The 19,542-nt window shown below is 57.8% G+C and carries 17 protein-coding genes and 1 CRISPR repeat array; of the genes, 10 read left to right on the top strand and 7 right to left on the bottom strand.

Translation table 11 applies throughout. From position 1 onward, the window contains the following. Positions 1–8: 8 nt before the first annotated feature. The 7 genes from GDA65_08725 to GDA65_08695 form a co-directional block, all read right to left on the bottom strand. Positions 9–1,418, bottom strand: coding sequence for a protein kinase (locus GDA65_08725; GenBank protein MBA5862777.1), 1,410 nt, complete (start codon positions 1,416–1,418; stop codon positions 9–11). 186 nt (positions 1,419–1,604) lie between these two features. Next, the gene (locus GDA65_08720; GenBank protein MBA5862776.1) at positions 1,605–2,453 is read right to left on the bottom strand and encodes a PHP domain-containing protein; all 849 of its coding nucleotides are present in this window, start codon (positions 2,451–2,453) and stop codon (positions 1,605–1,607) included. Continuing rightward, complete coding sequence (gene folB, locus GDA65_08715) at positions 2,450–3,388, bottom strand: dihydroneopterin aldolase (protein MBA5862775.1); 939 nt, start codon at positions 3,386–3,388, stop codon at positions 2,450–2,452. The genes GDA65_08720 and folB overlap by 4 nt, the downstream gene beginning before the upstream one ends. A gap of 106 nt (positions 3,389–3,494) precedes the next feature. After that, positions 3,495–3,980 carry a hypothetical protein gene (locus GDA65_08710; protein MBA5862774.1) on the bottom strand — a complete coding sequence of 162 codons (486 nt, stop codon included), beginning with the start codon at positions 3,978–3,980 and terminating at the stop codon, positions 3,495–3,497. 130 nt (positions 3,981–4,110) lie between these two features. Then, the gene (locus GDA65_08705) at positions 4,111–4,350 is read right to left on the bottom strand and encodes a hypothetical protein (protein ID MBA5862773.1); all 240 of its coding nucleotides are present in this window, start codon (positions 4,348–4,350) and stop codon (positions 4,111–4,113) included. 169 nt (positions 4,351–4,519) lie between these two features. After that, on the bottom strand, positions 4,520–5,038 hold the full coding sequence (locus GDA65_08700; protein MBA5862772.1) for a hypothetical protein: 519 nt from the start codon (positions 5,036–5,038) through the stop codon (positions 4,520–4,522). 45 nt (positions 5,039–5,083) lie between these two features. Further along, positions 5,084–5,995: a caspase family protein gene (locus GDA65_08695; GenBank protein ID MBA5862771.1), complete on the bottom strand. Its 912-nt coding sequence runs from the start codon at positions 5,993–5,995 to the stop codon at positions 5,084–5,086. Positions 5,996–6,507: 512 nt separating this feature from the next. On the opposite strand from GDA65_08695, the gene GDA65_08690 reads away from it, so the two are divergent. The 10 genes from GDA65_08690 (at position 6,508) to GDA65_08645 (ending at position 19,419) form a co-directional block, all read left to right on the top strand. Then, entirely contained in the window at positions 6,508–6,753 is a 246-nt protein-coding gene (locus GDA65_08690) for a hypothetical protein (protein ID MBA5862770.1), read from the top strand. A 20-nt stretch (positions 6,754–6,773) separates the two neighbouring features. Then, complete coding sequence (cas3, locus tag GDA65_08685) at positions 6,774–9,416, top strand: CRISPR-associated helicase Cas3' (GenBank protein ID MBA5862769.1); 2,643 nt, start codon at positions 6,774–6,776, stop codon at positions 9,414–9,416. After that, positions 9,413–10,912, top strand: a complete 1,500-nt coding sequence (gene casA, locus GDA65_08680; protein MBA5862768.1) for a type I-E CRISPR-associated protein Cse1/CasA — start codon at positions 9,413–9,415, stop codon at positions 10,910–10,912. The genes cas3 and casA overlap by 4 nt, the downstream gene beginning before the upstream one ends. Before the next feature lie 10 nt (positions 10,913–10,922). Further along, positions 10,923–11,441 (top strand): type I-E CRISPR-associated protein Cse2/CasB, encoded by a 519-nt coding sequence (gene casB / locus GDA65_08675; GenBank protein MBA5862767.1) that lies wholly within the window; start codon positions 10,923–10,925, stop codon positions 11,439–11,441. Beyond that, the gene (gene cas7e / locus GDA65_08670) at positions 11,438–12,598 is read left to right on the top strand and encodes a type I-E CRISPR-associated protein Cas7/Cse4/CasC (GenBank protein ID MBA5862766.1); all 1,161 of its coding nucleotides are present in this window, start codon (positions 11,438–11,440) and stop codon (positions 12,596–12,598) included. The genes casB and cas7e overlap by 4 nt, the downstream gene beginning before the upstream one ends. Positions 12,599–12,601: 3 nt before the next feature. Next, positions 12,602–13,297 carry a type I-E CRISPR-associated protein Cas5/CasD gene (gene cas5e, locus GDA65_08665; GenBank protein MBA5862765.1) on the top strand — a complete coding sequence of 232 codons (696 nt, stop codon included), beginning with the start codon at positions 12,602–12,604 and terminating at the stop codon, positions 13,295–13,297. Continuing rightward, positions 13,284–13,958 (top strand): type I-E CRISPR-associated protein Cas6/Cse3/CasE, encoded by a 675-nt coding sequence (gene cas6e, locus GDA65_08660; protein MBA5862764.1) that lies wholly within the window; start codon positions 13,284–13,286, stop codon positions 13,956–13,958. Before cas5e ends, cas6e begins: the two co-directional genes overlap by 14 nt. A 24-nt stretch (positions 13,959–13,982) precedes the next feature. Next, positions 13,983–14,903, top strand: a complete 921-nt coding sequence (gene cas1e / locus GDA65_08655) for a type I-E CRISPR-associated endonuclease Cas1 (GenBank protein MBA5862763.1) — start codon at positions 13,983–13,985, stop codon at positions 14,901–14,903. Then, the gene (locus GDA65_08650) at positions 14,884–15,195 is read left to right on the top strand and encodes a type I-E CRISPR-associated endoribonuclease Cas2 (protein ID MBA5862762.1); all 312 of its coding nucleotides are present in this window, start codon (positions 14,884–14,886) and stop codon (positions 15,193–15,195) included. The genes cas1e and GDA65_08650 overlap by 20 nt, the downstream gene beginning before the upstream one ends. An 80-nt stretch (positions 15,196–15,275) precedes the next feature. Continuing rightward, positions 15,276–17,866: a CRISPR direct-repeat array (repeat unit 29 nt; unit sequence GTGTTCCCCGCGCGAGTGGGGATGAACCG). A gap of 521 nt (positions 17,867–18,387) precedes the next feature. After that, positions 18,388–19,419, top strand: coding sequence for a hypothetical protein (locus GDA65_08645; GenBank protein ID MBA5862761.1), 1,032 nt, complete (start codon positions 18,388–18,390; stop codon positions 19,417–19,419). The last annotated feature ends 123 nt before the right edge of the window (positions 19,420–19,542 follow it).

Here is a 19,542-nt window from a genome sequence, read left to right as displayed (position 1 = left end):
AGGCGGGGTTATCTCGGCATCACCTGGAAGACGTCGCGGAGGTCTTGCGCCATGTCGCCGGCGTACCGGTAGCGGTTCTGAATCTCTTTCTGCAGCGCCCGGTCCAGAATACTTTGGACGCGCGTCGGCAGGTCGCGGCGGTATTTCATCAACGGAGCGTGCGGGGCCTTGGCGATGCGCATGACCAGCGCCGGCATGTTCTCGGCGTCGAATGGCCGTTCCCCGCTCAAGAGTTCGAAGAGCACGACACCCAGGGAAAAGACATCGGACCGGCCGTCCACATCTTTCCCGGTGGCCTGTTCCGGCGACATGTACCGCGGCGTCCCGACAATCATGCTGCTTTGCGTTTTCGAAGCGCTGGCCATCTTGGCGATGCCGAAGTCCATGACTTTCACCAGGCGTTGCTTGAGGATCATGATATTCGGCGGTTTGACGTCACGGTGAATGACACCCTGACTGTGAGCATAGTCCAGCGCGTCGGCGACGGTTGCGACAATCTGCAGGGCCTGCTTGGCTGGCACCAGCGTCGTTTTCTGGCAGTAACAGTTGAGGAGCACCCCCTCGAGATACTCCATGGCGATGTAGGCCAGGCCGTCCTGCTCGCCGGCGTCGTAGACCGTGATGATATTCGGATGGGAGAGACGTCCGGTCGATTCGGCTTCACGAAAGAACCGATCCCGGAATTCTTTCAGTTCGTCGTCCTTGTCGATGTCGTCCAGCCGCATGGTTTTGATGGCGACAAAACGTTGGATCGTCGGATCCTTCCCCAGGTAGACCACGCCCATGGCGCCACGGCCCAGTTCCTTGAGCACCTGATATCGGCCCAACGTGGCGGGCACGCCGCTTCCATTGCGCAGGGCGACGCTGGCACCGGGGCGGGTTGGGGCGGGTGAGACGGCTTCATCGGCTGCGCCTACATCGCCGGCCTTGCCGTTTTGCGCCCGGTCTTCGACGGCTGGCCGGCGGCGGGGGCGTCCGGCAAACATTCTGGTCAGGGCGTCGACATGCCGGACCCAGGCAAACGTGAGCCATGTGGCCGAGCCGATCAGGCCGCCTGTGATCAACCAATTGTAGAGCGGCTGTCGGGGCGGGCCGAGTACGGAAATGCCGTGCGCTTCATAGGCCTGGCCCGCCGCGATGACGATCAGAAACAATGCCGATGGGAACAGGATGGCGCGAAGAAATGTTTGGCCCTTGCCGTTGTCTTTGAGATCGTGTCTGGCGCGCGAGGCCGCGCCCCAGATCATGAGCAGGCAAATACCGTCGGCGATCAACCGTACGGCTTGCGCGGCATTCATGCCCAAGGGCCGGATGAAGGTGTGGGTAAACAGCGGGAGGGTCGCGAGAAAGGGCCCGACCAGAACCGCAAGGAGAATGACGATGAAATACGGGCCGATCCAGCCCCAGGATGTGGTCATGTGTTGGCGCGACGCGTCGTTGTGTCCCAGTGTAACGGAAGGTCTTACCCTGTCAACGAAACGAGGGAATCATGCACCGGCAGGATGGGGAATGGCTCTGCCCCGTCAGGGAAACGAGCGGCGTATGGAGCGGCGAGAAGACCTTCGCCCGCCTGATTCATGACGAACCGTCGTGAATCAGGCGGGTTAGGACCAGGTGGCGTCTTTTCTGAGCGGATCGAGCAGCTTTCCGGAGACTTTGAGCTGGCCGCGCCCGATCCCGACGTCGATATCCGGCTTGGTGACGCCGTGAAAATCGCTGCCGCCGGTCACGAGCAGATCGCACTGTTTGGCCAGATCCAGGTATTCGGTGGTTTGGCTGGGCGTATGGGTGCTGTAATGGACTTCAATCCCTCCCAAGCCAGCGGCTTTCAGTTCGCGGACCAACGTGCGTAACCCATCGGCCGATGTTCTCACCCACGTCGGGTGAGCGAGCACCGGCACGCCGCCGGCTTCGCGAATCCATCGCACCGCTTCGGCCGGTTCGGGTAATTCGCGGTCGACAAAGGCCGGGCGGCCGTTGGCCAGATACCGGTCGAAGGCTTCTTTCGCCGACGTGACGACGTTTTTCTCCATCAGAAGTCGGGCGATGTGCGGACGTCCCACGGATTCCGTGCCTGCCAGAGCCCGCACTTCGTCATAGGTGATGGGAATACCCAGCTCGTTGAGACGCTGGACAATCTTGGGGTTTCGCAAGTGGCGGCTCTCGCGCAGGGTCCGCAGACGTTGCGCCAACAGGGGATCGGTCCAGTTGAAATAATACCCGAGGATGTGGAGTTCGTTGTCCCCGAGCCGCGAACTGATTTCGACGCCCGGAACCACCTCGATGCCGAGCTCTTGTCCGAGAGCGGTGGCTTCGGGAATGCCGTTGACGATGTCGTGATCCGTGATCGCAAGCGCCGTGAGACCCGCCTGCTTGGCAAAAGCCATGACCTCGCCTGTGGAAAAACTGCCGTCTGAGTGGGTGGTGTGCAGATGAAGATCGATGCGGCTCATGGTGATGTCTCCGGCCCCGCTTTCTGCGCGACCAGTCGTGCGGTGTAGCATGGCCCGCTGCCATGGCCTCCGTCATGTTCGCCCTCATCGTAGTGGAGGACGCGTAGCGGAGAGGTCAGACGGAGGAGTTCGTTCTGCGCCAGGCAGAACTCCCACCGGCGGGGATGCTGATGGCGGAAGTAATTGTCGATGGTAAAGGTTTCGTACAGAAGGATGCCGTGCGGTTTCAAGGCATCAAGGATGACCGGGAACAGCGGGCGATGCAGGTAAAAAAAGACGATGATGGCATCATACCGGTGCCGGCCTAAGCTGGGCGGGTGATCCGCCGAGGCTTCCAGATCGAGCATGCGCGTCGTGAGGCCGAAGAGACGCTGCGTTCCCGCAGCCGCTTCCAATGCGGTCAGGGCGTCGGCGTCCCGGTCGATGGCCTCAACCTGCGATCCTTGGGCAAGGAGATACAAGGCATTGCGCCCGCGACCGGCGGCGACATCCAGGATGTCGCCCTTGGGCAGACGCGCGAGTTGCTGCACGAGAAAGGGGGCAGGGCTCGGGTGCTGATGCTTTGCCTGGTGCGCGGCGCGTGTGCGCTCAAACCGGATACCGACTGACCCGGCGACCATGGCCAGCGGGGCATGGAGTTTTCGAATCCAGATGCGGACGCGATCAGCCGGAAATTCGTCGAACAACATTCCAACCAACTGCTCGGCAAGGGTTTCCAGAAGCCGGCAGGTGTGGCTGGTGCTGAGGGCTACGATCCGTTCAGCCACCCGCGCGTAATCGATCGTGTCATGCAGGCGATCCGACACGGTCGCGGCCTCAACCGCTGCGTCCAGTTCGAGATCGACGGCGATCAGCTGGGGTTTTTGGCGTTCTTCTTCCGTCACTCCGCAACGGCCGTAGAACTCCAGGCGTTCGATGACGATCCGCTCTGCCATGGCGGCATTGTCGTAGATGGGCTTTCGGACTGTCAAGCAAGGTAGGGGGACGTAAGACGTGAAACGAAAAACGGGAACGTAACAAGTGAAACGCAGCTTGCGGGGCCTATCCAGGATGATTCATGAATGCCGTGGCGAGCCGTTTGGCGAGACCGTTGGCCGGTGACAGGAAGCGACGGAGTGAGGCGGCCATGGCCGCAGGGGCACGGCGCACTGTCACGTCCTGCGCGAGACGAAGGCCCACGGCGCGCAGCAGGTCCCGCAATTGATTCGTGGCCGGTTGCGCGGGGGAGGCATGACGTAGGTGCATCAGCTCCGATCGGTACAGTTTGCGGCGTCGACGGGCGGCGTGAACGGCCACGGCTGCGACCACGGTCAGCAGCCACGGATTCGGGGGAAGCGAGAACAACCACCGCCACCATTCATAGCATGCCAGGACCGCCAGGCACAGGGGCAGCGACAACACATCAGCCCATGCCGATTGTACTGCCCGGATCTGTTCGTCTATCGACTGACCGGCCGGCCGGCGGGGAATGATCGGCAGAGGGGTGCGACGGTTTTTCGAAGTGAAGACGCGCGCGGGGGAAAACATTCGGCTACCTCCAGTGGTGACCCTATCTTCTTCAGGAGGCATTGTAGGGCAGGTTGCGGAATCAGAATAGAAAAGACGGAATTTCTGCGGGCGCCGGCTCGGTAGTTTTACCCGTATGGGTTCTGCGCGCCTAACGGTGTGCCGACAGGCCCAGACGCTCCATCAAGTAGGGGGTCAGGTAATACCCCAAGACGGACATGATCACGCTCACCACTGCGCCGAGCAGGCCATACACGAACAGACCGGCGAAGGGGAGCAGGAACACGACGAGGATCATGAAGACGGCGACGGGCTTATGGCGTTCGTAAAAGGCCATGCGTCGTTCGAGGGTGAGTGATTCGGACAAGGAGCGTGCGGGTTTGTCAGTCATTCGGGCTGCGTCTCTTCAACGTCTGCGGATTGCGCGTATGAACGGGGGGAAGCACTCAGGCCGTGGCGTACCGGTCACGGAAGAACCTTGAGATCGACATGTTCCGAATAGGTCAGCCGGCGGCGGGCAGCTGTCACCAACAGGCGACGCGCCTGTCGTGCGCTGCCATTCAGCGCAGCCGTTGCAGCACGCCTTCGGCCACGACGGAGCTCGGGTCTCCACCGACAATGAAATCCTTATCGCCGAAGTGGGAAGCCGTTCGCGTGGTCACGCGCATGTTCATCCCTTCCGGCACCAGCGTGTACTCAAATAAGGCGGCTTCCTGCCGTTGGTCCATATAGCCCTGACTGGCGCGTTCGAAGGACCCGATCATGCTGATCGACACCCGCCCCGGTCCCCGCTCGAATCGCTTCACGGTCATCCGTTGCACACCCCCGCCGGGAGGTACGTATTCTATCGTTTGCCCGACGTGTGATAATTCCACCTGGCGTGTCACGCCCTGGTTGTTGGTATAAGAATAGAGGGGCAGGCCCTGCGGGCTGAAATCGATCTGGACTTCAGCCCGGCTGCCGTCCGGGCTGCTCAGCACGCCTTTCCATGCGCCGGCCAATTCCGCGGCTTCAGTGGAGCCAGACACGGCGAGCACGCCAATGATCGCTGCGATGTGCACGAAGTGTCTCATGGTCATGAGCCTGCCCTCCTGTGCGATGGCGAGTCGCGCGCCGGGCTGCCCTTATACGCTGAATGGCTGCTGGCGGAGAAAGCGCGCCGCCGCCCCGAGCGTAAACAGGTTCGGTGTCTGGCTGGCCGGAAGCCCCGCCTTCACCGCCGCATGGAACTTGGCATAGGTCCCCTTGTAGGTCGCATGATTCCACACCTTCAGTAGCTGCTCGGTGAATGCGCCGTTGTGCTCGCCGTCCATCGAGGTCTGGTTATCCTGGCAGCCGGAGATGAGGACCACGGAGGCGTTGAATTTCTTCGCGATTGCGGTCAAACGCGGGCTCACGGCCAGTTGGGCTAGCACACTGTCCGGATCCGCGGCGGCAGCCTTGCCGGCGGCCTTTGCCACATCGTGCTGCAATTTGTTGTAGAACGCCTGATGTTCGCGATAGGTGCGGATGGCGACGGCAGGGGGCATCATTTTTGAGCGTCCCGCCACGTTGGTCCGATCAAGCGGGGGCGGCACGGCCCGGGTGACTGTGCCGCTGTGGCAGCTGTCCGATAACACGAGGATTCGCACCCCCGACGCAAAGCGGCTCAATTCGAAATACAACTCATCGTCGATCAACTGGCCGTCGTACAGGCACCAGGTTTCGTCCTGCTTGTCCGTTTCCTCCCCGGTGACGTCGGGCACCTGTCCGCCGTGGCCCGAATAGGTCAGAAAAAAGAGATCGCCTTTCCGCAGTTGCTTGGCGGCCTTGCGCATCGCAGTCAGCATCTTCGCCCGCGTGCCCTGCTTGGTCAGGAGCACGGTGGACTTCATGCCCTGCGATTTGGCAATGGCCGCCATGTCCTTGGCGTCGAACTCACAGGCCGCCAGGTCGCCGCTCCATCCACCGTAGGCGGCGGGGCTCACGGCGTTCAGGCCGATGTGCAGGGAGAGGCCCTTCGGTTTACTGCTGGATGACGACGTGGTCTTTGCCATACGTACCTCCTTGGTCGGCGGGACACGGTCAGGATGAATAGGACGAAGCCAAAAAGATGGCGGTACGGTAGCCCTTAAGCAGAAATCTGTCAACGGAGTGAGCGGGGCGAATGCTGGTATTTCATGCGGGTCGGGGCTGGGAAAGCTGTGTCATGAGAAGAAAATGACATTGCCCCAAACTGTGACCCCGGATGTCACACCGCAGTGCTAAGGTCGCGGAGCCACGATGAAGAGCTGATAGCGTATGGCCGAGGGTACGAGGGGGGAGGTCGTGAAGCGTCGTTCGGGCCTCCCCGAAATGTTCAATGCTCAGTTCTCAATGTTCAATTGAACATCTGCCTGCAAGACGAGAGACGCTTCACTAGATGAGGGGCCCCTAGGCATTTATCTAGGATGAAATGACGGACTTTGCACGAGACGAGCGTCGCGGTTCTTGCTACAGTGCGGCGGCGTTTTCCCGCAGACACAAGCTGGGTAGTGGATCGCCGCCCATTCACAGCAGGAGGAGAACCATGCACGCAGACGGCATCAACCGGCGCCGCCTCTGTAACGCGGCAGTTGCCGTGATACTCGTCGGCATTTCGAAATCGATCACAACAAGTGCCGCAGCAGAGTCGAAGCCGAAACCGAAACAGACGACACGTGTACCACCGCTGCTGGACGAGAAGGGCATGCGAAACTTTCACGCCTGTCGCACGTTGCCGGAACTTTCTGAGGGAGACCTCACGGGGCTGTGGGAGAACATCTCTGCTGAGTGATGCAATTCTGGCAATTAGCTATGGACAAAGCGCTGACACATTTCTGGGCAAAATCTTCAAAGACTGATGAGAGTGGGTGGCATCCTCTTCCTCTTCACATGTTGGATGTAGCGGCAAGTGCTGAGGTAGTTCTGGCCCGTGAGCCTGAATCGACTCGCGCAAGAATGGCGGCAGTCTTGGGGCTGAATTGGGAGCAAGCCAGACCGTGGTTGTTGTTTTTGATTGCCTGCCATGACTTGGGGAAGGCGTGTCCGGGTTTTCAATGTAAATGGAGAAACCTATCTGGACTGGATGCAGGGAAAAGCCCAAACACTGACATCAACCATGCGTTTGTCAGCCAGATTGCGTTGTCAGGGTGGCTTCAGGAACAAGGGTGGCCACACGAGTTATCGGAGTTAGTAGCCGATGCGGTTGGGTGTCATCATGGAGAACGGGCGTCCCCAAGCACCCTTGACCGTTTGAGTGGAGACAGGCATGCCATTGGAAAAGATGGGTGGACTAAAGCGCGGCATGAAATTGTAAACGCGCTCATAGAAGTCCTGAAGCCAACATTCATCCCAATGAAAGAAAGCCTTTCCGGTCCCGACTTTATGTTGCTGGCGGGACTTACCAGTTTTGCCGATTGGATCGGTTCGAATGAAGAGTGGTTTGCATTTGGAAGCCCTGCCGATTGTGACAACCTGGAATCTTGGTTTGAAGAGAGGAGAGTCTGTGCCGAGCAAGCCTTGAATGCAATCGGATGGGAACCTAAATGCCCATTGGCTTCAAAACCACAATCCTTCCAGGATGTATTTGGCTTCGCGCCACGTCCCTTACAGCAGGCGGTTGCCGAAGCGCTCACCGAGTTAAAGCCCCCCGCTATTCTGTTGCTTGAGGCCCCGATGGGCGAAGGCAAGACGGAAGCTGCCTTTTTTGCTCATCTAGAACTTCAGCGCCGGTTCGGGCATCGAGGGCTGTACATCGCCCTACCGACCAAGGCGACTGGCAATGCCATGTTTGAACGAACCCTGAAGTTTCTAAATGGTCAAGGAATGAGCCGGCAGCTTGATTTTCAGCTCGTGCATGGCGGGACATTACTCAATGAAGCATTCCAACAATTGAAGCCGTCCGGCATATGGGACGAGAAGGAGGGGCAAGTTCGAGCCGGAGAATGGTTCACGAACAAGAAGCGGGCACTACTGTCTGAGTATGGCGTCGGGACGGTGGACCAAGCGCTGTTGCCGATTCTTCCGGTTCGGCACAACTTCGTGCGTCTCTGGGGCCTTGCAAATAGGGTCGTTGTCTTTGATGAAATCCATGCCTATGACGCCTATACCGGCACATTGCTTCTCCATCTCCTTCGCTGGCTCCTTGCACTAGGATCATCGATAATTCTTCTGTCCGCCACTCTACCTCCATCCATTCGCCGTAAGCTGGCGACAGTTGTAACTAGCAAGTTGCCTGAGCAAGAGGCGGAATACCCTCGACTGTCGGTTTTTCAGCAAGGACACAAAGTACAGCAGAAGTCCTTTCGGGCTGATCCAGCCCGTCGGCAGGCGGTGCGCCTAGAGGCCATCGACCCAGACTTGTCCGCCATGCATATCGAGCTAGAAACACGTCTTACTCGGGGCGGGATGGGCTTGGCGTTGCTCAACACAGTACAGCGAGCCCAGGACCTCTATCGGCTATTTCCGGACGGTGAGCTGCTGATGCGCGAAGGTCAGCGTACTGGCAAACGTCTCTTGGACGGCACAGAAGTGATTCTCTTTCATGCACGCTTCCCGGCAGACAGACGACAACAGCGAGAAGAACAGGCTTTGGAGTCTTTTGGGAGGCTGGGGGCTCGAAGTGGCAGGAAAATCCTTATTGCTACCCAGGTCGCAGAACAAAGCCTGGATTTGGATTTTGATGTCATTGCGACCGACCTTGCACCGATCGATCTCCTGTTGCAGCGGGCTGGGCGTTTGTGGAGGCATGCGCGACCAAATCGGCCAGTCTCAGAACCCACCTTTCTGGTCGCTGGGTTAACCGGCAGTGAGCCACCCTCCTTCGGAAAGCCTCTCTGGTGGGGCGCGGTCTATCGCGAAGATGTTCTGTTGCGTACGTGGAGTCTTATGAGAGGGAAGCAGCTAATCACGCTTCCGGATGAGATCGATCATCTTGTGGAAGCTGTCTACGAAGAGAAGGTAGATGTGCCGGAGTTAACGCAGGAGCGATTGGACAAAGCCTTGATGACCAGTGATGGAAAGACAATCGCTCATACAGGGCAGGCGAATCAGGCCATCATAGGCTTTCCCGATGACGCGTCATGGAATGATCCTGCGCGATTTGTACTCTACGACGAAGATGAACCTGGCGTGCATCGAACCCTCATGGCCCAGACCAGGCTGGGTGAAGATTCGGTTGTTGTGATTCCCCTATGGGAAGAGGACAGCTTCGACCTCAAAATCACCCCAGATTTCGACCGATCCAAAATGTGGTTCCTACGAGCCTTGAGTCTCGCACGCAATGGTGTAGTTCAAAAACTGAGAAAGGTGGGAATGCCGGAAGGCTGGAAGGAGTCGCCGCTCTTGCGCAACTGTTTCCCACTGCAATTGAACGCGGATGGACGATGGATTGAGGATGCTAATGTACGACTCGATAACGACGTAGGACTGGTGTATGAGCCGAAGGAGAGCGCATGAGCCGATTCAATCTGATTGATGAGAAATGGATTCCCGTTCGATTTCTCGATGGAAACAGTGTGGAACTGGGCATCCAAGATGCTCTGCTCCGAGCCAAGGAGATTGCGGCCATCGAACATCAATCACCGCTGGTTGTGGCTGGTCTGCACCGATTCTTGCTCGCCGTCCTGTACCGTGCACTTGAGGGGCCAACCGATATTGATCAAGCCAAAAAGTTGTTTAAGGATGGTCTACCGAAGGAGAAAATCACGGCGTATCTAAACAAATGGCGTGAACGGTTTTGGCTGTTCGATGAGAAGTATCCGTTTGGACAAAACCATCATGTCTCTAAAGATGAGATTGAGCCTTGGACGAAACTCACGGTCGAATTTAATGCGACATCTAACAAGGTATTGTTTGATCACACAGATACGAATCGCCCAGGTTCACGAGAGCCTGAGGAGTGCGGCCGGTGGCTGATTACTACCATGGGTTTCTCAATTTCCGGAGGAAGAGGCTATTACCCGTCCCCGTCACCCAATGCAATGTTGTGTATCCCTCTTGGATCAACTCTCCATGACACACTTTGCTATGCGCTCATTCCATATCCAAATCGAGAAGTCCAGATGGCAGACTCAGCTCTCTGGGAGCGCAATCCTGAGCCTCTTCCATTGGCCAGGCCGAAACGGCCATCCATGGGATACGCGGATCTCTATTCGTGGCAACCTCGTCTCATTTTGCTAGAAGAACTGCCATCAGGCAGGGTGGCATCAGTGAGGTTTGTTGCGGGACTAGGATTTGATAATCCATCTAGGCAGCCAGATCCAATGCAACCCTATAAGGTCGATAAAGAGCATGGAAAGTTGCCGGTCCAATTTAGAACCGATAGAGGAACTTGGCGGGATTTTGATTCACTACTGCCTGATGAGATCGGTTTAGCGCCTCAAACGATCCAGCACGCTCTTCGTCTAGCAGGCCCAAACCCTGATGGGTTTCCGAAAACAGTGTTCGTGCTTGGGTTGCGATACACGCCCCCCAATGCAAACGTAGATTTTTGGCGGATGGAACAATTTATCCTTCCCTTAGCCATAGGATCTAACAAGACCATCCGACATGACATTAAAACGCTCCTTCTATGGGCAGAGGAATCCCAGAAGGCTTTGTGGATAGCGTCAAGGAATTTTGCCCGGGATGTGTTGAGCCGTGGCAACAGGCTACCTGACAAGAAAGACATTCAAAGCATTGTGCAACAGATGCCCATCCACTCTTGGTATTGGTCTGTTTTGGAATCACGCTTCCACGAGATGCTTCAAGAATACAAGCTCAACCGAGAACCTGATGAAATTCTTTGTCAGTGGCTCAGGTCAGTGCGAGATGCCGTGGCCCAATCCTGGGGTCAGCATCGCGCTTCGGTGTCTATGGGCGATGCATGGGCCATACGGGCGCTAGTAAAAGCCGAAGGGCCTATACGAGCCAAACTAAGAGAACTCGACGAGGAAATCCTCAAACACCGGTAATGGAGGGAGCATGAGCAGATTCATCGAGTGGTTGGAGGGTCTGAACAAAAAGGACACCAAAGTTCGAGCCGTGCTACGGCGTAGCTTGGCGTTTGATCCGGGGACTTTCGTGCCTGCCTATCCTTATGTTGAGCCGTTTATAAAGGCCGAAAGTAATTCATGGCGGAGAGAGATGTACTACCTGGTCGCAGGTCTTTGGGCAGCCCACTTACGAGAAGGACGGCTGGATGGCGGAACGACTGTTGGAACGGCCTGCGCGGCTTACCAGGCGGCTAGTGGGTCCACCAGCGTAGAACGACGCTTTATCACACTGCTTGATTCCGACGGCGATCAGCTGCCACACCATCTGCGTCAGATGATGGCGCTGCTTAAAGAACAGTCCATAGATTTTGATGCGCTTCTAACCGGTCTTCTGTGTTGGAACGATGAACAAAAGCGAACCCAGAATGCCTGGGCACAAGATTTCTATCGAACCTTGAACGATAACACAGAAGCACAACCTATTAGTCAGGAGGAACTACCAGCATGAAGACCTTGGTCGAGATTCACGCGCTGCAAAATTTTGCTCCCTCAAATTTGAACCGCGATGATACCGGCGCTCCCAAAGATGCTTGGTTTGGTGGCAGTCGCCGTGCACGCGTCTCCAGCCAGTGTCTGAAGCGAGCGGTGCGTCAACACTTCAAAGGATTGGTCGAGAATGGGGCTCTGGTCTCAGATGATCTGGCCCACCGTACAAAACGTATCCTGGAGCGAATAATCAAATCTCTTGTCGAGAAAGGACATAATGAAGCCGAGGCTGACGAGAAAACACGCCAGGCCCTAGCCGCAATGGAGCTCTCTATCAAGGAGGATGGAAAAAGCGAGTATCTGGTGTTTTTAGGAGAGCGAGAAATCTCCAGCATTGCCGAAATCATCCATGAGAAATGGAAGTCCATTAGTGCAACCAATGCATCTCCTGTAGAGGGCAAGAAGGCCGGAAAAGCTAAGAAGCAAGCTGCTCAAGGCGCTGATCCTGAACTCAAGAAGGCGCTCGACAAAGTATTTGATGGCGGCCAGGCCCTTGATGTGGCGCTCTTTGGGCGCATGCTTGCAGATATGCCGGAGAAGAATCAGCACGCTGCCTGCCAAGTGGCCCACGCGATTTCGACCCATGCGGTCGAGCGGGAGTTCGATTTTTATACGGCCGTGGATGATTTGAAGCCGGAGGACACGGCTGGCGCAGATATGATGGGAACTGTTGAGTTCAACTCGGCCTGTTTTTATCGCTATGCCGTGGTCGATTGGGAGAAACTAAACGACAATCTGCAAAGTGACGCAGAGCTTGCGGAGAAAGGGTTGAAGGCATTTCTGGAAGGTTTCGTTGTTGCCGAACCGACCGGCAAACAAAACACCTTTGCAGCACACAATCAGCCTGAGTTTGTGGCGGTGTCCATTCGTCGCAATACGGCGCCGTCTAATCTTGCCAATGCCTTTGAAACAGCCCTTCGTGTTCGCAAGGATGAATCACTTACCAAGGTGTCCGCAGAGAAGCTGGTCGATAAATCAAAGAAGCTCAGAGCTGTGTATGGCGGTGACGGACAGACCTTTGTATTGAATCTCACGGAGACCAAACTCGATGGCTTTGGAACCTCGGTGAACAGCTTGAAGGAATTGCTGGAGAAAAGTCTCGCTGCCGTGAAGGAGTAAATCATGCCCACCCTGTTGCTTCGACTGGTCGGCCCCATGCAGTCGTGGGGGACCACCAGCCGTTTTGACCAGCGTGATACTGGGAAGGAACCTAGCAAGTCTGGTGTCGTGGGTTTACTCGCTGCTGCGATGGGAATTGACCGTGAGAACTGGGACGATCTTCAGCCGCTCACTCATTTGTCGATGGGGGTTCGTCACGACCGGCCTGGAGTTCCTAAGCGAGAGTACCAGACAGCGGGATGCGCTGGAAATGACTCTATCATCAAGGCGGATGGAACTCAGTCCAAGGATGGAGTCGTCTCTCATCGGTTTTACCTTGCGGATGCCGCATTCCTAGTTGGGTTGGCTGGTAATGACCGTGCGCTTCTAGAGAGAGTTCACGCTGCGTTGCGTGATCCTGTCTGGCCGCTGGCTCTGGGGCGGAAATCCTATGTGCCTTCCGAGCCGATCTGGATGGAGCATGGAGTGCAGGATGCTCCGCTGAGCGAGGCTTTCGCACGGTGGCCGTGGATTGCTACACCACGGAAATGGGAAGCGCTTCCTGAGAAACTATTGATCTCCCTGGAATCCGGGGATGGCTCTGGTGTCCTCAAAATGGACCAGCTGCTGTCCTCCTTTGCTGAACGGCAATTCGGCGCTCGGTTTGTGTGCTCGGAATGGATCCCTTTTCCGAAAGAGGTGACTCATGTTTCTCCATAGAATCCACCTTGACCCACGCTGCCGTGAGGCCAGACGTGATTTGGCTGACCCCTATCAGCTACATGCGACCTTGTGCCGAGCATTCAGTCCACCAGACCAAAAATGTCCCGAAGGAGAAATTCTGTGGCGACTTGAGCCGGAAACCGGGTCCGATGGATGCCCGCGCGTGCTTGTCCAAAGCCGCACGATTCCAGACTGGGATGGCATTGGCGTAAAAGGTTGGCTGTCCCATGCTGACCCCCCCATTGATCTGAAGAGCCGCCTAAAGCTCGACGCACTCACTGTCGGCCAGCGCTTTCGATTTAGGTTGCGGGCGAATCCGTGCGTTACTCGAAATGGTAAGCGGCTCGGGTTGCTTCAGCTCCTGGAGCAGGAACGCTGGATTCAGCGAAAAGGGCAATCGCATGGGTTTGTGCTTCCACAACCGTACTCCTTCGATTCTTCGGAAACAGGGCAAGAGCGGGCTGATGTACGGGTTTCTCAAGAACGGATGCTGAGTGGCCGACAGCATCACGGAAACAGTATCCGCATATTCTCGGTCTTGTATGATGGTGTGATCACAGTCACCGACGCGGATGCATTTGTGAAAGTGCTGCAGGCAGGTATCGGACATGGCAAAGCGTTGGGACTTGGGCTCCTGTCCGTGGCGCCGCTACCTTGAGGCGAAGAAAGTTGGAGTCCCAGCATGGCTGACATTCTGCCCCCGCTGAAACCCATTCCTATCAAGGAACGGCTGTCCGTCCTCTACATCGAGTACGGCCACCTTGATGTCTTGGACGGCGCCTTTGTGGTGGTGGATAAGAACGGGGTGCGGACGCATATTCCTGTCGGGGGCGTGGTGTGTTTGATGCTGGAGCCGGGCACGCGGGTCTCTCACGCGGCCTGTGCCTTGGCAGCCCGCGTCGGAACCCTATTGGTATGGATCGGGGAGGCGGGTGTGAGGCTGTACTCGGCCGGACAGCCCGGCGGCGCGCGCGCCGATCGCCTCCTGTACCAAGCCAAGTTGGCGCTGGATGATGAATTGCGGCTGAAAGTCGTGCGCAAGATGTATGCACTCAGGTTCGGCGAGGAACCACCTCAGCGTCGTTCTGTTGAACAGTTGCGCGGCATCGAAGGCGCTCGGGTGCGTGAAACCTACAAGCGTGTAGCGGCGCAAGTGGGTGTCCAATGGAAAGCGCGGAACTATGATGTGGATGATTGGGATCAGGGCGACATCGCGAATCGCTGTCTTTCGGCTGCCACGGCCTGTCTGTACGGTGTGACAGAAGCGGCGGTACTGGCAGCGGGTTATGCTCCGGCGATTGGATTTATTCACACGGGGAAGCCGCTGTCGTTCGTCTACGATGTGGCCGACATCTATAAATTTGAAACGGTCGTGCCGTTGGCCTTTCGGATTGCCGCCAAGAATCCGCTGAATGCCGAGCAGCAAGTGCGCTTGGCCTGTCGCGACAGCTTCCGCCAGACCAAGCTGCTGGAACGCATCATTCCCGGCATTGAGGAGATGCTGGCGGCGGGAGAAATCCCGCGTCCTGCTCCGTTTGAAGAGCAAGTGCCTCCAGCCATCCCCAATCAGGAGAATATCGGTGATGCTGGTCATCGTACTTGAAAATGCGCCACCTCGACTCCGTGGACGGCTCGCAGTCTGGTTATTAGAGATCCGGGCCGGAGTCTATGTCGGCAACTATTCGATAAAAGTGCGGGATCATATTTGGAGCCAAGTTGAAACCGGCATCGGGGAGGGGAATGCCGTCATGGCTTGGCGTACGAATAGCGAAGCGGGATTCGACTTCGTCACGTTGGGAATTAACCGGCGAATTCCTGTTGAAATTGATGGTGCGAAGCTGGTGAGTTTTCTCCCTGAAAGCGACCCCGGTATTCAGAACCCTCCGTCATCGTAACTGGGGGTCTTGCCGCGAAGTTAGTCGGTAGAATTTATGGGCAATGATTTGTCCTGGTAGATCAATGTGATGAAGGAAGTGTGTTCCCCGCGCGAGTGGGGATGAACCGCCACCCACCAAAAACTTGGCCGGCTGGATATAGTGTTCCCCGCGCGAGTGGGGATGAACCGCCATAGTTCCTCCTGTGGGCTAATCGTTAGTCGTGTTCCCCGCGCGAGTGGGGATGAACCGTAGGCGGGTGAGTCCTCGCATGCAATCCTCCCGTGTTCCCCGCGCGAGTGGGGATGAACCGGGCCAGTCAGCGGGCAGCAACGCCGGAGCCGTGTGTTCCCCGCGCGAGTGGGGATGAACCGCCCGCGTAACGTTCCACGGTAAACAGGCACCAGTGTTCCCCGCGCGAGTGGGGATGAACCGTCGTCGATGGCGAACTGAGACGGTTGGACCTTGTGTTCCCCGCGCGAGTGGGGATGAACCGGCTGTACTCTTCGTGACGCCGGGGCAGACGATGTGTTCCCCGCGCGAGTGGGGATGAACCGAGACGCCTTTCTTCAGGCTTCTGTGCTTTTAAGTGTTCCCCGCGCGAGTGGGGATGAACCGACCTGGGATCAAATCACCACGATCATGATGGGGTGTTCCCCGCGCGAGTGGGGATGAACCGTCTTGGAGCGGGCCTTCTATGATCTCCGCGTTGTGTTCCCCGCGCGAGTGGGGATGAACCGGCATCGTGACGGATGACCTTGCGGCCGTGGTGGTGTTCCCCGCGCGAGTGGGGATGAACCGGTGGCGTTACTATTATGCGCCCTGTTGCTGGCGTGTTCCCCGCGCGAGTGGGGATGAACCGTCATGATTCAGCACCTTTCCCGCAACATTGCCGTGTTCCCCGCGCGAGTGGGGATGAACCGTAGTACTGATGCACCCCGTAGGCGTCTCGAATGTGTTCCCCGCGCGAGTGGGGATGAACCGGATTATTGACGCGTCAAAAATATGTCCTTGACGTGTTCCCCGCGCGAGTGGGGATGAACCGGATCTGCAGACGCGCCAGCTGCTGACCGTCTCGTGTTCCCCGCGCGAGTGGGGATGAACCGAATCGACACCGCCCGGACAAGGGGCACATTGCGTGTTCCCCGCGCGAGTGGGGATGAACCGCTGCCGTATTTTCTCTGTCCAGTTCTGCATATGTGTTCCCCGCGCGAGTGGGGATGAACCGATCGCGCAACCACCACAGGTTATCTCGGCGTAGTGTTCCCCGCGCGAGTGGGGATGAACCGTTCGAACAGTACCTCGGCGAATTGGGGGCCACGTGTTCCCCGCGCGAGTGGGGATGAACCTAATATTCTCCCTCATAGGGCAACAGTGCGAGGGTGTTCCCCGCGCGAGTGGGGATGAACCGACGCGAGTGCGCGTGAGAGCCTTTGTATGTACGTGTTCCCCGCGCGAGTGGGGATGAACCGACTTCCTCTAGGACCTCGTTCGCGTCCTGGCCGTGTTCCCCGCGCGAGTGGGGATGAACCGTGTCACGACTCACTGCCCGGGTCAACGGCCAGGTGTTCCCCGCGCGAGTGGGGATGAACCGACACTGATTACGCGGGAGCCATTCGCATTGCCGTGTTCCCCGCGCGAGTGGGGATGAACCGACCCGTTCGGACTGAAGTCGCGGGGATGGAACGTGTTCCCCGCGCGAGTGGGGATGAACCGCCGCGGTTCTCTTCGATGCGCGCTCGCGATTGGTGTTCCCCGCGCGAGTGGGGATGAACCGGAAACCGGGGAAGTCGAGTACACCGTGGATTTGTGTTCCCCGCGCGAGTGGGGATGAACCGGATTTTCGGGAGATGGTGCTTGGGTTCGCTGAGTGTTCCCCGCGCGAGTGGGGATGAACCGGCGAACGGTGGAGTATGCAACGATTATTATCCGTGTTCCCCGCGCGAGTGGGGATGAACCGTGATTTGGCGGGATTCCAGTCGGCGAATATGCGTGTTCCCCGCGCGAGTGGGGATGAACCGAGATCGTGCATGGCCAAGCGCCAGGGAATTTAGTGTTCCCCGCGCGAGTGGGGATGAACCGCCCGCGTAACGTTCCACGGTAAACAGGCACCAGTGTTCCCCGCGCGAGTGGGGATGAACCGATGCTCACCTAACCACTTCTCGGTTTGGCCTTGTGTTCCCCGCGCGAGTGGGGATGAACCGAGTTTCGAATTGCGATAACTCATCGCTTGTCTGTGTTCCCCGCGCGAGTGGGGATGAACCGCCGGGTCATAGTGCGGGATCTGCCCGTTAACGTGTTCCCCGCGCGAGTGGGGATGAACCGTGGATGTCGTCAAGATCGTGTTCGATAAAACCGTGTTCCCCGCGCGAGTGGGGATGAACCGTACGTGAACGTATAGGCGAGAGCCGTGAACGAGTGTTCCCCGCGCGAGTGGGGATGAACCGAGATCCAGATTCTTGTGGTGCAGGCGGTGAATGTGTTCCCCGCGCGAGTGGGGATGAACCGGCTTTCTTTTTCTTGTATCGCCCTATGTAATTGTGTTCCCCGCGCGAGTGGGGATGAACCGGACAATCGGCGTGGTTTTGCCGGTGCCGCTCTTGTGTTCCCCGCGCGAGTGGGGATGAACCGTAGTTCGGGGTGATAGCGTACGAGTTTTTTTAGTGTTCCCCGCGCGAGTGGGGATGAACCGGTTGGCGGGTCATTCCGTACATGGAGGACACACGTGTTCCTCACGCTGGTGGGAAGCACTTTAATATAGCCACCGGGAGCCAGACCAGGTAGCACAGAGATTTATGGAGCGTTCGAGAGAATGATCGAGGTTAGTATCGTCAGATGATCATGCAGCCTTAGCCTTCACGGTTCCGCGTTCTCGATCTCCTCGATGGAGTCCTTGAGCGCGGCCACGAAGGCTTCGGGCCTAGCGAGCGCCTGCTCGGTCAGTTGAAATTCTGAGACCAGCACCCCATCTTTATCCACCACGATCAGGCGATACCCTGGTTTCACGACGTCACCTTTCTCTGGGAATGTCGCAGCGCGGCTCACTGCTCTTGACTGCATGCCATGCGTGTAGGCTACCTTACCGGAACGCCACGCGTCATGCCTTCGCGTCGTGGGACTGGCTGACCGGTTGGTGTTCTCCGTTCCAGCCTGCTAGGATGATGGAGTAGTCAGCATGGAAATGACTTGATCGTTTGGCGAAAGGATATCAACTTGAACACAACCAAGCTTCTAGCCGCATGTCTCGTGGTGATGTTGGTCGGCGTGCCGACGATTTCTTTCGCGAAGGCGCGAGGGGGATCAGGTGGAGGATTCTCCAGCGGATCGCGCAGCAGTGGTTCGTCAGGGAGCATGGGCAGTCGCGGATCGCGAACGTACCAGGACAATGGCGCCAAGCCGATTGAGCAATCCACCACGGCCAGGCCTTCGACAGCCCCGCCGCCTTCGATGGCTGGCAACCCCTCAAGTGCATCCCGACCGGCGCCTGCGGCGCAGCCGTCATGGATTCAGCGCAATCCGCTCCTCGCCGGCATCGCCGGTGGTCTCGCGGGAACGTGGCTGGGACACATGATTTTTGGCGCGACCGACACAAGCGCGCGCACAACTGAAGGTGGTGAAGGGGAGCAGGCGGCGGGCGGCTCAGGCTCCAGCTCCAGTGGCATGATGTTGCTGCTGATGGTGATGGGCGGCGCGGCGCTCTGGTGGTACATGCGACCACGGCGGACGCCGGCGCCCAATTTTTCCGGTCTTTCTCGAACCAGTGCCGCGAGCGGCTCGCTGCTGGCCGAATCGTCGCGCGCAGGATTCGGGGCGGCCGCTGTTGAAGACGAGATCACCCCGGCAGATAAGGCGGCGTTTCAGCAGGCGCTGACGGATATTCAAACGGCCTGGAGCCAACAGGATCTGGCGGGCTTGCGGCGACTGGTCACACCCGAAATGTTGGACTATTTCAGCACCGGTCTGGCCGAGCAGGCCAGCGAGGGTGTCGCGAATCGTGTGGAAGAGGTGGTCCTGGGACGGGCGGAAGTCCGCGAGTCCTGGAGCGAAGGCGCGACGCAGTATGCCACGGTCAGTCTTGGCTGGAGCGCCAGGGATTACACCATTTCTCTCGCGAAGCAGCCGGGTGAACCGGGGTACATCGTCGAGGGTAATGCTGAACTGCCGGTCGAAACGACGGAAGTGTGGACCTTCATGCGGTTCGGGGCGGGGAAGTGGCTCTTGTCAGCCATTCAGCAGGTGTCATAGCGGAATGTTGAAACAGCCCGCCAGCTTCGTTCTCACGTCGTTCAGAGGATCAACGTACGGCACGAGTAGGGCTCACCTCTTCCCTCGTTGCGGCCTTGCTGGACCGGATTTTTGAACATCCCG

The sequence above is a fragment of the Nitrospira sp. CR1.1 genome, from assembly GCA_014055465.1.
GTDB lineage: Bacteria > Nitrospirota > Nitrospiria > Nitrospirales > Nitrospiraceae > Nitrospira_A.
Note: the sequence above shows the minus strand (reverse complement) of the source record. Positions and strands in the feature narration are given on the sequence as shown.

Excerpts from the sequence above, each read along its gene's own strand:
- GDA65_08705 (MBA5862773.1), bottom strand. The coding sequence starts at position 4,350 with ATGACTGACAAACCCGCACGCTCCTTGTCCGAATCACTCACCCTCGAA.
- GDA65_08720 (MBA5862776.1), bottom strand. The coding sequence starts at position 2,453 with ATGAGCCGCATCGATCTTCATCTGCACACCACCCACTCAGACGGCAGT.
- folB (MBA5862775.1), bottom strand. The coding sequence starts at position 3,388 with ATGGCAGAGCGGATCGTCATCGAACGCCTGGAGTTCTACGGCCGTTGC.
- casB (MBA5862767.1), top strand. The coding sequence starts at position 10,923 with ATGAGCAGATTCATCGAGTGGTTGGAGGGTCTGAACAAAAAGGACACC.
- GDA65_08710 (MBA5862774.1), bottom strand. The coding sequence starts at position 3,980 with ATGTTTTCCCCCGCGCGCGTCTTCACTTCGAAAAACCGTCGCACCCCT.
- cas1e (MBA5862763.1), top strand. The coding sequence starts at position 13,983 with ATGGCTGACATTCTGCCCCCGCTGAAACCCATTCCTATCAAGGAACGG.
- GDA65_08650 (MBA5862762.1), top strand. The coding sequence starts at position 14,884 with ATGCTGGTCATCGTACTTGAAAATGCGCCACCTCGACTCCGTGGACGG.
- casA (MBA5862768.1), top strand. The coding sequence starts at position 9,413 with ATGAGCCGATTCAATCTGATTGATGAGAAATGGATTCCCGTTCGATTT.
- cas5e (MBA5862765.1), top strand. The coding sequence starts at position 12,602 with ATGCCCACCCTGTTGCTTCGACTGGTCGGCCCCATGCAGTCGTGGGGG.
- cas7e (MBA5862766.1), top strand. The coding sequence starts at position 11,438 with ATGAAGACCTTGGTCGAGATTCACGCGCTGCAAAATTTTGCTCCCTCA.
- GDA65_08695 (MBA5862771.1), bottom strand. The coding sequence starts at position 5,995 with ATGGCAAAGACCACGTCGTCATCCAGCAGTAAACCGAAGGGCCTCTCC.
- cas6e (MBA5862764.1), top strand. The coding sequence starts at position 13,284 with ATGTTTCTCCATAGAATCCACCTTGACCCACGCTGCCGTGAGGCCAGA.
- GDA65_08725 (MBA5862777.1), bottom strand. The coding sequence starts at position 1,418 with ATGACCACATCCTGGGGCTGGATCGGCCCGTATTTCATCGTCATTCTC.
- GDA65_08700 (MBA5862772.1), bottom strand. The coding sequence starts at position 5,038 with ATGACCATGAGACACTTCGTGCACATCGCAGCGATCATTGGCGTGCTC.
- GDA65_08690 (MBA5862770.1), top strand. The coding sequence starts at position 6,508 with ATGCACGCAGACGGCATCAACCGGCGCCGCCTCTGTAACGCGGCAGTT.
- cas3 (MBA5862769.1), top strand. The coding sequence starts at position 6,774 with ATGGACAAAGCGCTGACACATTTCTGGGCAAAATCTTCAAAGACTGAT.